Source organism: Bacillus sp. FSL K6-0255 (genome assembly GCF_045040725.1).
GTDB classification, from domain to species: domain Bacteria; phylum Bacillota; class Bacilli; order Bacillales; family Bacillaceae; genus Bacillus; species Bacillus subtilis.
The window spans coordinates 967,183-980,889 of the sequence record NZ_CP150278.1 but is presented as its reverse complement, the minus strand read 5'-3'; the positions used below and the strand labels follow the sequence as shown (position 1 = coordinate 980,889).

Below are 13,707 nucleotides of genomic sequence, written 5' to 3'. Positions count from 1 at the left end.
TCCGCAGTTTTTTTATTTAAACAAACATATCATGCAAAGACAGAGAGGTAAAGATTTTTCTGAAAAATGAATGCTTTACATCAAATAAGGCAAGATAACGAAAAGCGTTTTTTCATTTCCTTACAAGGCTTTACTTATTGTTTACATGATCAACAGCCGCATTTAACAAAGTTTCCCTAACATGATAAACGGAATACATTAAAGGAGGCATGAAAAAAATGAGTTTGTTTCAAAATATGAAATCAAAACTTCTGCCAATCGCCGCTGTTTCTGTCCTTACAGCTGGAATCTTTGCCGGAGCTGAGCTTCAGCAAACAGAAAAGGCCAGCGCCAAAAAACAAGACAAAGCTGAGATCAGAAATGTCATTGTGATGATAGGCGACGGCATGGGGACGCCTTACATAAGAGCCTACCGTTCCATGAAAAATAACGGTGACACACCGAATAACCCGAAGTTAACAGAATTTGACCGGAACCTGACAGGCATGATGATGACGCATCCGGATGACCCTGACTATAATATTACAGATTCAGCAGCAGCCGGAACAGCATTAGCGACAGGCGTTAAGACATATAACAATGCAATTGGCGTCGATAAAAACGGAAAAAAAGTGAAATCTGTACTTGAAGAGGCCAAACAGCAAGGCAAGTCAACAGGGCTTGTCGCCACGTCTGAAATTAACCACGCCACTCCAGCCGCATATGGCGCCCACAATGAATCACGGAAAAACATGGACCAAATCGCCAACAGCTATATGGATGACAAGATAAAAGGCAAACATAAAATAGACGTGCTGCTCGGCGGCGGAAAATCTTATTTTAACCGCAAGGACAGAAACTTGACAAAGGAATTCAAACAAGCCGGCTACAGCTATGTGACAACTAAACAAGCATTGAAAAAAAATAAAGATCAGCAGGTGCTCGGGCTTTTCGCAGATGGAGGGCTTGCTAAAGCGCTCGACCGTGACAGTAAAACACCGTCTCTCAAAGACATGACGGTTTCAGCAATTGATCGCCTGAACCAAAATAAAAAAGGATTTTTCTTGATGGTCGAAGGGAGCCAGATTGACTGGGCGGCCCATGACAATGATACAGTAGGAGCCATGAGCGAGGTTAAAGATTTTGAACAGGCCTATAAAGCCGCGATTGAATTTGCGAAAAAAGACAAACATACACTTGTGATTGCAACTGCTGACCATACAACCGGCGGCTTTACCATTGGCGCAAACGGGGAAAAGAATTGGCACGCAGAACCGATTCTCTCCGCTAAGAAAACACCTGAATTCATGGCCAAAAAAATCAGTGAAGGCAAGCCGGTTAAAGATGTGCTCGCCCGCTATGCCAATCTGAAAGTCACATCTGAAGAAATCAAAAGCGTTGAAGCAGCTGCACAGGCTGACAAAAGCAAAGGGGCCTCCAAAGCCATCATCAAGATTTTTAATACCCGCTCCAACAGCGGATGGACGAGTACCGATCATACCGGCGAAGAAGTACCGGTATACGCGTACGGCCCCGGAAAAGAAAAATTCCGCGGATTGATTAACAATACGGACCAGGCAAACATCATATTTAAGATTTTAAAAACTGGAAAATAAAAAGGATGCAGAACGCTGCATCCTCTTTTTTATAAATATCTGCGGTGAACACCTTTTCCGTCGTACGAAAACATGACTTCCTTATCCTCAAGCACAGACTCAATGTGCACGCTTCTTCCCCAAAGCTGGAATAAATAAGGAAGCACTTTCTCCAAATATTTCAAATCCAACTCTATGCCCTCATACCAATGCTTAATATAGAGTTCGTTATTTTTCATATAATCGCCGTCGTTTACTGTCAAATATGGAAAACCGCCATTTACCCGCATGCTTACGAGCTGGTCGCGCACCGACTTCCACTGTTTATCGATGATTTTATAATCTCGGCCCTGTTTTTGAAATAAATAAAGATCCTCGCGCATGACTAATTCTTTGGTTAAATAATTGCGGATGAAAGAGATATCGGATTCAATCTCCCTGACCTCAAACATTTTCTCCCGGCCGGAGTCAGGCTGCACGCCCATTTTCTTCATTTCCTCCGTCGGGTTGTTGTACCTCTTTTCAATGTCTTCAAATATTTTCAGCCCTAAATAATAAGGATTAATGCCTGTTTTGGACGGCTGAACGACACCTGCATTCAGCTTGGCGAACTCGATCGCTTCATCAGAGGTTAAATCAAGCTCACGTATAATTCTCTGGTGCCAATAGGAAGCCCAGCCCTCATTCATAATCTTGGTTTCCAGCTGAGGCCAGAAATAAAGCATTTCCTCTCTCATCATCGTTAATATATCACGCTGCCATGGCTCCAGCTCCCGGGAATGCTCCTCGATAAAAAGCAGGATATCTTTTTCAGGCCGCGGCGGGAACGGTTTTTTCGATTTTTTCACTTGTTTTTTCGGTTTCTTTTCATCTAAAGACCATAGATCATCGTAAGGCGTGGCTGCCTCTTCAATCTCCTCTTCCTCATCATCCACACTCCATTGGAGCTTTGGTCGGACCAACGACGGATCGATATGCTCCTGAATCGAAAGGATTGCATCTAAAAAAGATTCGACTTCTTTTATCCCGTGAACCTGTTCATAGTGTTTTATCCGTTCAGCTGTTGCCGCCATGCTTTCCACCATATCGCGCTTCGTGTTTTGGAAACGGCAGTTGTTTTTGAAGAAATCGCAATGAGCAAGAACGTGTGCGACAATCAATTTATTTTGGATCAGTGAGTTGCTGTCCAGCAAAAAAGCGTAGCATGGATCTGAGTTAATGACCAGCTCATAGATCTTACTTAACCCTAGATCATAGTGCAGCTTCATCTTGTGAAACTGCTTGCCGAAGCTCCAGTGGCTGAATCTTGTCGGCATCCCGTACGCGCCAAATGTATAAATAATTTCAGCCGGGCAGATTTCATATCTCATCGGGTAGAAATCAAGGCCGAATCCTTTTGCAATTTCGGTAATTTCCTCAATTGCCCGCTGTAATCCCTTCTTCTCCTCCGCGTTCAACCGAATCCCCCCTACTTGGACTTATCTATAATGTATGAGCCCGCCAGACAAAAGATGATAGTCTCACTCGGGCAAGAAAAAATTCCCCCGGCACATTCATCTGTTTGCTTATTGGATAAGTGGGTAAACACACACCATACTACGAAAAAGGAGCGATACCAATTGAATGTAGCAGACGTGTTTTCTTCTTATCTCAGTAAGCTGCCAAACGTAATCATTGCTTTACTCGTCTTATTAATCGGCTGGGCTATTGCTAAAATCATTGAAAAAGCGGTATACAAAGGACTCAGCAAAACAAAAATCGACGACAAGCTCTTTGCTGGGAAAAAGCCTTCACGCTATTCCTCGGAAAAAGTCATAAGCAAGGTCGTTTATTTTATCGCACTGATCATCGTCTTTATTTTATTCTTTAACATTTTGCACCTGACAACAGTGGCATCGCCGTTTGTCAGTATGCTTTCGGCGATTGCAGCTGCGATCCCAAGCGTGCTGAAAGCCGGACTCATTCTGCTGTTAGGATGGGCTGCAGCTTCTGTTTTGAGCTTCCTTGTCAAAAAAATCGGGATGAAGCTGAACACGAGTGACAAACTGCGCAAGTGGAATTTGGTGTCTGAAGGAAAAGATATTCACCAGGCTGTCAATACCGCTTCACAAATTGTCTTTTATCTCGTGCTGCTTGTTTTTCTGCCAGGGGTCTTATCTTCTTTGAAAATCAGCGGCATTTCAGGTCCTTTTACAAATATGATGGAAAGCGTGCTCGCTTTTCTGCCGAAATTATTTGCAGCGGCGCTTATCGTATTAATCGGATGGCTTGTTGCCCGCCTTGTCCGTGATATCATTACGAATTTCCTTGCAAGCATCGGCACCGAAAGATTCGCGGCACGTATGGGTTTATCAATTTACTTAAAAGACACAAGCCTTTCAGCAGTCATCGGAACAATCGCTTATGTGCTCATTATGATTCCGGTGGTCATTTCAGCGCTTGATCAGCTGGATGTCGCCGGCATTTCAAAACCAGCTGTCTCTATGCTGAATACGATTTTAAACATGCTTCCGAACATCATGATTGCCATCGTGCTTGTATTAGCGGGTATCTGGGCAGGAAAATGGGTGAAATCCATGGTGTCCGGACTGCTCCATCGCGCAGGCTTTGATTCTGTCTTAGGGAAAATGGGCATGGAAGCCGGAACGCCTGCAAAGCTGTCCTTGTCTCAAGTTGTCGGTATGATTGCGCAAATCATTGTCATTCTGCTCTTTACAGCTGAGGCGCTTCAAATTGTTCGGCTGCACTTCCTCGTAGAAATTGCCACCGGCATCATCGCGTATCTGCCGAATGTCCTTGTCGCAGTATTCATTCTCGGACTCGGCCTTTACGCAGGAGAATTGGTGAGAAAAGTGCTCGCAAGCATGATAAAAGGTCAGGAATTCAAGTCTTTAGCGCCTATTGCTAAATATACGATTATCGCACTTGCTTTCTTTATGGCCCTGGATCAGCTGGGTGTCGCTGCGACAATCGTCAATTCCGCGTTCATCATCGTTCTTAGCGGCTTCGCACTTGCTTTTGGTTTATCCTTCGGCCTTGGCGGTAAGGATTTTGCATCACGTTATCTGTCTACATTTGAACGCAAAATGCAAAACACAGAAATCGAAAAAAACCGTAAAAACCAAAATCCGCCGAATGACATGTAAGCAAAAAACATGCACCCAGCTGGGTGCATGTTTTTTAATTCCTTTTTTTTCATTTTTCAATCGATTATGATAAGATATAGAAAATGTCTTATTCTGAGGTCTTATTATGAAGTTAACCAATTATACAGATTATTCATTAAGAGTGTTGATTTTTCTGGCTGCAGAGCGTCCCGGAGAACTTTCAAATATAAAACAGATTGCCGAAACGTATTCTATTTCAAAAAATCATCTCATGAAAGTCATATACAGGCTCGGCCAGCTCGGCTACGTAGAAACGATACGCGGACGGGGCGGCGGCATACGATTAGGCATGGACCCTGAAGACATCAACATCGGTGAGGTTGTCAGAAAAACGGAGGACGATTTTAATATTGTTGAATGTTTTGATGCGAACAAGAATCTCTGTGTTATTTCCCCGGTTTGCGGCTTAAAACATGTGCTGAATGAAGCGCTTTTAGCCTACCTCGCAGTTTTAGACAAATACACACTGCGCGACCTCGTCAAAAACAAAGAAGATATCATGAAGCTTTTAAAAATGAAGGAATAGATTAAGATTCCTTCTTTTTTTATGCCCTTTTTCCCCCTTATTGTTAAGATAATTTGGCTATTTTTATAAAAAGGCAAAACGATGAGACAAATGTGCCGATATAAAAAAGAAACAGCAAATGCAAAATCATTGGGGGAAAAAGGAGAGCTAAGATGAAAAAGAAATTAGCAGCAGGGCTGACAGCATCTGCGATTGTCGGCACAACTTTAGTAGTGACACCAGCTGAAGCAGCAACGATTAAGGTCAAAAGCGGAGATTCTTTATGGAAACTGGCCCAAACCTATAACACAAGTGTGGCGGCCCTCACATCCGCCAATCATCTTTCGACTACTGTTCTGTCGATCGGCCAGACGCTTACTATTCCAGGCAGCAAATCCAGCACTTCTTCATCTACTTCAAGCTCAACAACCAAGAAGAGCGGAAGTTCTGTTTACACAGTGAAAAGCGGAGATTCACTTTGGCTGATCGCAAATGAGTTTAAAATGACGGTGCAGGAACTGAAAAAATTAAACGGACTAAGCAGCGATTTAATTCGTGCTGGGCAGAAATTAAAGGTGTCCGGTACTGTTTCTTCAAGCTCTAGTTCCAGTAAAAAAAGCAACTCTAATAAGAGTTCAAGCTCCAGTTCAAAAAGCAGTTCTAATAAGAGTTCAAGTTCTTCATCTTCTACGGGAACATATAAGGTGCAGCTTGGAGATTCACTTTGGAAAATTGCAAACAAAGTCAATATGTCCATCGCTGAATTGAAGGTCTTGAACAACTTAAAATCAGACACCATTTACGTGAATCAGGTGTTGAAAACAAAATCAAGCGGCTCTGATACGTCTTCTAAAGACAATTCATCCAAATCGAACCAAACTTCAGCAACAACTAAATATACCGTTAAAAGCGGTGATTCCCTTTGGAAAATCGCAAACAACTATAACCTGACTGTACAGCAAATCCGAAATATCAACAATCTGAAATCAGATGTGCTGTACGTTGGACAAGTATTGAAGCTGACAGGTAAAGCATCTTCAGGCTCTTCATCATCGTCGTCTTCTTCGTCAAATGCAAGCTCCGGCACGACGACTACATACACGGTGAAAAGCGGTGATTCCTTATGGGTGATTGCTCAAAAATTTAATGTAACAGCTCAGCAGATTCGTGAGAAAAACAATTTAAAAACGGATGTCTTGCAGGTTGGCCAAAAGCTGGTCATTTCCGGAAAAGCTTCATCATCGTCTTCATCCGGTTCTTCAAACACCACCAGCTCAACGAGTGCGAAGATTAACACAATGATTTCGGCAGCTAAAGCGCAGCTTGGGGTTCCGTATCGCTGGGGAGGCACGACACCGTCCGGGTTTGACTGCAGCGGATTCATTTACTATGTACTGAACAAAGTCACATCCGTATCTAGATTAACGGCAGCGGGATATTGGAACACAATGAAATCAGTTAGCCAGCCTGCTGTCGGAGATTTTGTTTTCTTTACAACATATAAAGCCGGCCCTTCCCACGTCGGAATTTACCTAGGCAACGGGGAATTCATAAATGCCAACGATTCCGGAGTTGTCATTTCCAATATGAACAACTCTTACTGGAAACAGCGCTATCTCGGTGCAAAACGATATTTCTAAAAATAGAAACTGTGCGGCCTTAACGGCTGTACAGTTTTTTATTAGAGCCTAAAGACGTTGATGCTGATCATATGATTTGTCACCGGATGAAAATAGACTTCGGCCCGAACAGAAAAAGTGTCATCTTTCTGTCTGACTGTCACCCGAAAGACATCTTTCGTCTGCTGATCATTCACCTCTGTACGCCCCATATAAGCATAATCAGAAAATGAAGCGCCCTTATATTCATCCTGAATTTTGCTCCAGGCAAGCTGTTCCCACTTTTGAACGGACTCGTCTGTGTCCGTTGAATGACCTTTTGCAGCCATTGACACGATAATCAATCCGCAAAAAAGAAGCGCGATGGTATACGGCAGGGATTTCATTTTTTCAGTCTCCTGTACCCAGAATATGTTCCCTCATAGGTTTACCAAAAGCGATATCTTCATTCAGGCATTTTGATTTTATGTCTCCCTCATATTGCTACCCCTTTACTGCCGCAGACGCCAAGTTTTGCCCCGTCAATAACAGAGGATGCGGCATAAACTAATCATGAACTTCTCACCCAAGAAAGGAGAAGCGATTCATGGATTATGCCGATTACGATAAAGCGCTTTATTACACCCATCGTTCTCAATGGGATAATTTATTAATTTTAATGGTGCGTACAGAGGACGATTTGTTATCAAAACGAATTGAGCATTTTCTGCATGCGTATCATTTTGAACAGGATTACGCCGTTTTAGAAAAGATGCTGTATTCCCTTCTCCGATATATTGATCATGCCACAGAGCTGACTTATGAAGATCAAATAGCCCTTCTCACATAAACAAATCCCGGCGTTTAGACGCCGGGATTTCCTGCTTTTGCGAACATGCTGAGTTCTTCGACAAGCTCTTTTATGCTTTCCTTAATGTTTTCAGCTACCGTAGCATTTTCAACATCAATATGCACCGGATCAAGCACCAGCTGCTTCGGAATGACATTGGCGTAGACACCCCGCATCACAGTTCTCATATTGTTCAGCGCATTGATGCCGCCTTTTCCGCCTCCCGCTACTGCCAATAATGCAACGGGCTTATATTTGAATTGTTCGCTGCTTAGAAAATCCAAGGCATTTTTTAAAGCGCCGCTCATGCCGCTGTGATATTCAGGCGATAATAATACAATCGCATCCGCTTTCGTAACGCGTTGCTTAAGCTCCTGTACCTTCAACAGTTCAGATTGATCCGCTTCACCGTTAAAAACCGGCAATACAAACTCGCTTAGATCAATCAAATCCATGTGATACAGAGCTGCAATATAGGATGCTGCAATTCTTGTTCTGCCATGTTTTCTAGGCGTGCCATTTATGACTAACATGTTCATTTTGAGATCTCTCCATTCAGGTTATATTTCACTGCGAAAAGCGCTGCTTGCGTGCGATCGGCCACTTCAAGTTTTGCTAAAAGATTCGATACATGGGTTTTTACTGTTTTTTCTGAAATAAACAAGGCTGCTGCGATTTCTTTATTGCTTTTCCCGTTCGCTATTTCAGTCAGGACGTCTTTTTCCCTTCTTGTTAATTGATAGTATTTTTCTTTTTCCGGGTCGTGCTGATTTTTCATATGTGTTAGCAAATGGGGCATAATAGCTGTAGAAAGCTTGTATTCGCCACCATGCACTTGTCTTAGTGTTTTCACCAATTCCTCGGGCTCCGTATCCTTTAATTGATACGCCTTCGCGCCTGCCTGAAGCGCGGGGATGACGTGCTCCTGATCAGAGTAGCTCGTCAGCACAATGATATTCGTCTCCGGAAATTGCTGTATTGCTTTTTTAATGGCTTGAATGCCGTCCATTTCGGGCATAGACAGATCCATTAGCACAAGATCCGGCTTTGTCTCTTCGATGACACGGAGAGCTTCTATTCCGGTTGCAGCTTCTCCGACGACTTCAATATCATCCTGGGTGGCAAAGAAAAAACGCAGACCCTTTCTGACAACATGATGATCATCAGCAATGACAATTTTCATACCGCCCCTCCTTTTCGGCTTGTTAGCGGAAGCCTGATGGACAGCTTTGTTCCTGTTCCAAGCGCTGACTCAATCCAAAACTTAGCTCCGGCTTTTTCCGCTCGCTCTTTCATACCCTTGATGCCAAGTGAAGGCAGATCGGCATGCGCTTCATAGCGAAATCCCGCCCCATGATCGATGATATCCAGCTCCGCATGGCACAAAGAAGCAGTCAGACTAACATATGCCGTATCCGTTCCGGCATGCTTTTTGCAGTTATTTAAAGCTTCCTGTACGACACGCCATAGCATATGCTCCTGCTCATCAGTCAGAACAGGACAGCCTTTTTGTGTAAAAATGATCTTCAATCCAATGAGCGCACCATAGCTTTTAATGGCTTCAGCCAGCCCTTTTTCCAATCCTCCGGGGCGAAGCTGCCAAATTAACGCTTTCATTTCTGCGAGCGCGTCCTGTGATAGGTTTTGAATGAAATCAATCATCTGCTGTAAATTTTCATCTTTTGTTAGTGTCTTCGCAGCTTTGGCAGTTAAACTGACGGAAAACAGCATTTGATTGACTGAATCGTGAAGCTCCTGAGCGAGGCGGTTACGCTCCATTAAAAGAGCATTTTTTTGTTGATATTCAGAAAGCCTCATACGCTGGATTGCCGTTCCGATCTGAAAGGCGACAGACTCGAGTAAATGCAGCTCTTCCTCATCAAACATGGTTTTTCCGGCCGCCGCTACATTTAACAATCCGAATCTTCTGTCCCCGTCTTCTAAAGGCACAGTTGCATGATGCGTAATCCCTTCTGTGTCAAAACAATGCAGGTTTTCTGCTGATTCGATGCGTTTGCAGTTCATGATATTTGCAGCCTTTCTAAGCCCTCCGTTATTGAATTTCGTCAGGCAGTAACACTCCCCTTCGCACATCAGCACTTTTTCCTTGCGGCTTAAAGCCGGGGGCAGATAAGCGTCGGCCGCTAACGTATAAGACCCATCTTCTTCGATCAGAAAAATCCATCCGGATTGAAGGTTTGTCAGACTCAGCAACTCTTTTAAAACCTCATCCAGTGTTGCTTTGATATCGTGCCCTTGATTTAAGGTTTCCGCAATCGTTTTCAGTGTTTTTAATTTTTCCATCCTCGTTTTGCTCACGTTTCTCACTCCGGCATTGATCTTGTATTTAAGATTATACCAGTTTTTTGTATTTCATTACTTCACTGATGGGATGATTTTCTTTCAGACTTTTGGATGAGAAAAAGAAAAAGCTGGATCATTTACAATGACCCAGCTCATACTTGAATTATTTTGCCGTCGACTCAACAATTTCATCAACCGTCTTCATTACATCTTCAGAAAGGACGGCAAGTCGCTTTTCACTGTCTTCCAAAGATGACCCTTTTACGGCGAAATAAAATTTCACCTTCGGCTCAGTTCCAGAAGGACGAAGACAGAACCAAGACCCGTCTTCCAGGAAGTATTTCAGTACATTTGATTTTGGCAAGTCGATAGCTTCTTCTTTGTTTTCAGTCAGAAGCGTCCGTTTGCTTACAGCGTAATCTTCTGCTGTGACAACCTGTTTGCCCGCCATTTTCTGCGGCGGATTTTGTCTGAAGGAAGCAAGAATCGCTTCAATTTGCTCTGCTCCTTGTTTGCCTTTCAGCGTCAGGGATTTCAGCCCTTCACGATAAAAACCATACTCGTTAAAGAGATTGATGAGCGCCTCATACAAAGACATTCCCAGTTTTTTATAGAACGCGCAAACTTCAACTGCCAAAAGCGCAGCCTGAATGGCGTCCTTATCGCGGGCAAAATCCCCGATTAAATAACCGTAGCTCTCTTCATAACCGAATTGGAAGGTATACTGGCCTGATGCTTCGTATTCCTTAATCTTTTCACCGATAAACTTAAAGCCTGTCAGCGTATCAATCGTATCAAGGCCGAATGAAGAAGCTACAGCACGGCCGATTTCGCTTGTGACGATCGTTTTGAGAACAACACCGTTATCAGGCAGGATGCCTTGTTTTTTCTTTTCAGAAAGCAGGTAATGAAGCAGCAGCGCTCCGGTTTGGTTTCCTGTCAGCACTGTATATTTGCCTTGATCGTTTTTCACCGCGATGCCGAGGCGGTCAGCATCAGGATCTGTCGCGATGAGAATATCTGCATTCTGCTCCTCCCCAAGCTTAATGGCATATTCGAATGCCGCATGCTCTTCCGGGTTCGGCGATGTAACAGTGGAGAAGTTTGAATCCGGCAGTTCCTGTTCTTTGACAACCGTTACATTTTTGTAGCCGAGTGCTTCAAGACCGCGTCTGACCGGTTTATTTGCAGTTCCATGCAGCGGTGTGAAAACAACCTTTACATCTACTTCTTCCGATAATTCAGGATGTACAGAAATGGACGTCAGTTTTTCTGTATAAACTTTATCAATATCTTCACCGATGATTTTGATTAAGCCTTTTTCTTTTAACTTATTTTCTTCGTCCACTGTGATCGTCAGCTCATTTTCAATCGCGTTTACCTGCTCAATGACGATGTCCGCTTCCTTTGGAGGCAGCTGACCGCCATCATCCCCGTATACTTTGTAGCCGTTATATTCAGGCGGGTTATGGCTTGCCGTTACCACAATTCCACCATAAGCGTTCAGCTGTCTGACAGCGAATGACAGCTCTGGCGTCGGGCGAAGCTCATCAAACACGTATGTTTGGATGCCTTGTGTCGCAAGTGTTTTTGCCGCTTCCATCGCGAACTCCGGAGATTTATGGCGGGAATCATAAGCAATGACAACGCCCCGTTTTTTCGCTTCCTCACCTTGCTTCGAGATGTATGCCGCAAACCCGGCCGATGCTTTGCGCACAGTGTAAATATTCATCCGATTTGTCCCGGCGCCGATTTCTCCGCGCATTCCGCCGGTACCGAATTCAAGGTCTTTATAGAAACAGTCCTCAAGGGCCTGTTCATCTCCCTCTAATTCAATAAGGCGCTCTTTTAATTCCGGATCTAAATGTTCTGTCTGTTTCCAGCGTTCATAGCTCTTTCTCCAAGTCATATTCGTCCTCCTATGTATCAGCTTATGCCATTATTTTATATGAAGCGGGTGCCTCTGTCACTTGATAACCTGAGATCTGGCCCTTTCCACGTAAAAAGAAATAACGGGCTGCAGACAGCCCGTTATGATTTATTGCTCAAGCGGTACGACCGCATCGTGTAAAAGCTTGTTGAGGTTTTCTGTATGTTTGTTTTTCGCCTGCTCATCCCATTGGAATCGCTCGCTCATAAAATCAATAACGGCATCTTTATATGTTCTTACCCAATTGATATCAAAAAATAAACGTCCCGTTCTGCGGACAAAGAAGTCAGCAGGGGTTGCAGTCATCTCTTCTTCTATACTGTATTCTGCCTCAGCAAGAATATGAACCGGAATGTTGCGTTTCGCGGCCTCATCTTTCAGCGCTTCTACCCGGTCAAAGACGCGATCTACGTTAGAGCCGTATCTGATCGCAAGCTGTTTTGAGTCTTTTTCTGATAAACCGGCTGCAATTCCTTCTTTTGTTTTCGCGGTAACGAAGGACATAAGATTTTTCGAACCGCCGACGTGCCCGCCAGAGATTGGCATGTTTTTCGTTTTACATGGTCCAAAATCCTTTTCGCCTTCTTCTTTTAAGCGATCACGGACAAGATCAACGATGTGCTCCGCCATTTTTCTGTATCCAGTCAGTTTTCCGCCGGCAATGGTGATCAGGCCTGAGTCAGATGTCCAAATCTCGTCTTTCCGTGAAATTTCAGAAGGATCTTTGCCTTCTTCATGAATCAGCGGACGCAGCCCCGCCCAGCTGGATTCGATGTCATTCGCAGTGATATTCAGTTCCGGGAACATGTAATTGATTGAATTGATGACATAATCACGATCCTCCGTTGTCATCCGCGGATGCTCCAGCGCCTCTTTGTAAACAGTGTCTGTTGTTCCCACGTATGTTTTGCCTTCACGAGGAATCGCAAATACCATCCGTCCATCAGGTGTATCGAAATATACAGCCTGTTTCAGCGGAAAGACAGACTGGTCAAATACAAGGTGAATGCCTTTTGTATGCTGCAAATGCTTTCCGTTTTTCGAATGGTCTTTTTCTCTGAGCTGATCGACCCACGGGCCTGTAGCATTGACAATTTTTTTCGCATACACTTTATATTCTTTCTTTGTCAGCACATCTTGAATTAATACGCCGACGGCTTTGCCTTTTTCGTAAAGAAGCTCCTTCACTTTGGAGTAATTCACAGGCTCTGCCCCGAATTTCACCGCTTCCTTCATGACTTCGATGGTCAGTCTCGCATCGTCAGTGCGGTATTCCACATAGTACCCGCCGCCTTTTAAGCCGTCTTTTTTCACCAAAGGCTCTTTTTGCAGCGTTTCTTTTGCTGAAAGCATGCTTCTTCGTTCTGACTTTTTCACACCTGCAAGGAAGTCATAAACCCTTAACCCGATAGATGTTGTAAATGAACCGAATGTGCCGCCTTTATGAAACGGAAGCAGCATCCATTCCGGTGTAGTGACATGCGGGCCGTTTTCATACACAATCGCCCGCTCTTTTCCTACCTCAGCGACCATTTTCACTTCAAATTGTTTTAAATAGCGCAAGCCGCCATGTACCAGCTTCGTTGATCGGCTTGATGTTCCCGCCGCAAAGTCCTGCATTTCGCTTAGTGCGACCTTCATTCCCCTTGATGCCGCGTCAAGAGCTGTTCCGGCTCCTGTAATTCCTCCTCCGATAATAAATAGGTCATATGTTTTTTTCGTCATGTCTGTCAGCATGCGATCTCTTTCAAGACTTGAAAATTGATGTTTCATCATTAC

General features: G+C 43.9%; 12 protein-coding genes. 5 read left to right on the top strand and 7 right to left on the bottom strand.

What is annotated here, in order from left to right:
- The first annotated feature begins 209 nt into the window (after positions 1-209).
- Positions 210-1,595, top strand: a complete 1,386-nt coding sequence (phoA, locus tag MHB62_RS05035; RefSeq protein WP_010886458.1) for an alkaline phosphatase PhoA — start codon at positions 210-212, stop codon at positions 1,593-1,595.
- Positions 1,596-1,624: 29 nt separating this feature from the next.
- Here phoA and spoVR read toward each other — a convergent pair whose 3' ends face one another.
- A complete protein-coding gene (spoVR, locus tag MHB62_RS05030; RefSeq protein WP_003233364.1) occupies positions 1,625-3,031 on the bottom strand; it encodes a stage V sporulation protein SpoVR in 1,407 nt (468 codons plus the stop codon).
- Between the two features lie 162 nt (positions 3,032-3,193).
- On the opposite strand from spoVR, the gene MHB62_RS05025 reads away from it, so the two are divergent.
- From MHB62_RS05025 to lytF, 3 genes are all read left to right on the top strand, one after another.
- Positions 3,194-4,720 carry a mechanosensitive ion channel gene (locus MHB62_RS05025; protein ID WP_003245641.1) on the top strand — a complete coding sequence of 509 codons (1,527 nt, stop codon included), beginning with the start codon at positions 3,194-3,196 and terminating at the stop codon, positions 4,718-4,720.
- A gap of 106 nt (positions 4,721-4,826) precedes the next feature.
- Entirely contained in the window at positions 4,827-5,267 is a 441-nt protein-coding gene (gene nsrR / locus MHB62_RS05020) for a nitric oxide-sensing transcriptional repressor NsrR (protein ID WP_003245378.1), read from the top strand.
- 152 nt (positions 5,268-5,419) lie between these two features.
- The gene (lytF, locus tag MHB62_RS05015) at positions 5,420-6,886 is read left to right on the top strand and encodes a peptidoglycan endopeptidase LytF (protein WP_032721232.1); all 1,467 of its coding nucleotides are present in this window, start codon (positions 5,420-5,422) and stop codon (positions 6,884-6,886) included.
- Between the two features lie 41 nt (positions 6,887-6,927).
- Here lytF and MHB62_RS05010 read toward each other — a convergent pair whose 3' ends face one another.
- The gene (locus MHB62_RS05010; protein ID WP_003233371.1) at positions 6,928-7,251 is read right to left on the bottom strand and encodes a YqzG/YhdC family protein; all 324 of its coding nucleotides are present in this window, start codon (positions 7,249-7,251) and stop codon (positions 6,928-6,930) included.
- A 200-nt stretch (positions 7,252-7,451) separates the two neighbouring features.
- Here MHB62_RS05010 and MHB62_RS05005 point away from each other — a divergent pair, with 200 nt between their 5' ends.
- The gene (locus tag MHB62_RS05005) at positions 7,452-7,694 is read left to right on the top strand and encodes a YhdB family protein (protein WP_003233373.1); all 243 of its coding nucleotides are present in this window, start codon (positions 7,452-7,454) and stop codon (positions 7,692-7,694) included.
- 14 nt (positions 7,695-7,708) lie between these two features.
- On the opposite strand, the gene yhdA is transcribed toward MHB62_RS05005, so the two are convergent.
- The 5 genes from yhdA to glpD form a co-directional block, all read right to left on the bottom strand.
- Positions 7,709-8,233 (bottom strand): FMN-dependent NADPH-azoreductase, encoded by a 525-nt coding sequence (yhdA, locus tag MHB62_RS05000; protein WP_032721231.1) that lies wholly within the window; start codon positions 8,231-8,233, stop codon positions 7,709-7,711.
- Positions 8,230-8,877, bottom strand: coding sequence for a two-component system response regulator YhcZ (yhcZ, locus tag MHB62_RS04995; protein WP_032721230.1), 648 nt, complete (start codon positions 8,875-8,877; stop codon positions 8,230-8,232). Before yhcZ ends, yhdA begins: the two co-directional genes overlap by 4 nt.
- Positions 8,874-10,013: a two-component system sensor histidine kinase YhcY gene (yhcY, locus tag MHB62_RS04990; RefSeq protein WP_032721229.1), complete on the bottom strand. Its 1,140-nt coding sequence runs from the start codon at positions 10,011-10,013 to the stop codon at positions 8,874-8,876. Before yhcY ends, yhcZ begins: the two co-directional genes overlap by 4 nt.
- Positions 10,014-10,161: 148 nt before the next feature.
- On the bottom strand, positions 10,162-11,907 hold the full coding sequence (gene pgcA / locus MHB62_RS04985; protein WP_032721227.1) for a phosphoglucomutase: 1,746 nt from the start codon (positions 11,905-11,907) through the stop codon (positions 10,162-10,164).
- Positions 11,908-12,036: 129 nt separating this feature from the next.
- On the bottom strand, positions 12,037-13,704 hold the full coding sequence (gene glpD, locus MHB62_RS04980; RefSeq protein WP_032721226.1) for a glycerol-3-phosphate dehydrogenase: 1,668 nt from the start codon (positions 13,702-13,704) through the stop codon (positions 12,037-12,039).
- Between the last annotated feature and the right edge of the window lie 3 nt (positions 13,705-13,707).

Excerpts from the sequence above, each read along its gene's own strand:
- phoA (WP_010886458.1), top strand. The coding sequence starts at position 210 with ATGAAAAAAATGAGTTTGTTTCAAAATATGAAATCAAAACTTCTGCCA.
- nsrR (WP_003245378.1), top strand. The coding sequence starts at position 4,827 with ATGAAGTTAACCAATTATACAGATTATTCATTAAGAGTGTTGATTTTT.
- lytF (WP_032721232.1), top strand. The coding sequence starts at position 5,420 with ATGAAAAAGAAATTAGCAGCAGGGCTGACAGCATCTGCGATTGTCGGC.
- MHB62_RS05010 (WP_003233371.1), bottom strand. The coding sequence starts at position 7,251 with ATGAAATCCCTGCCGTATACCATCGCGCTTCTTTTTTGCGGATTGATT.
- MHB62_RS05005 (WP_003233373.1), top strand. The coding sequence starts at position 7,452 with ATGGATTATGCCGATTACGATAAAGCGCTTTATTACACCCATCGTTCT.
- yhdA (WP_032721231.1), bottom strand. The coding sequence starts at position 8,233 with ATGAACATGTTAGTCATAAATGGCACGCCTAGAAAACATGGCAGAACA.
- yhcZ (WP_032721230.1), bottom strand. The coding sequence starts at position 8,877 with ATGAAAATTGTCATTGCTGATGATCATCATGTTGTCAGAAAGGGTCTG.
- pgcA (WP_032721227.1), bottom strand. The coding sequence starts at position 11,907 with ATGACTTGGAGAAAGAGCTATGAACGCTGGAAACAGACAGAACATTTA.
- glpD (WP_032721226.1), bottom strand. The coding sequence starts at position 13,704 with ATGATGAAACATCAATTTTCAAGTCTTGAAAGAGATCGCATGCTGACA.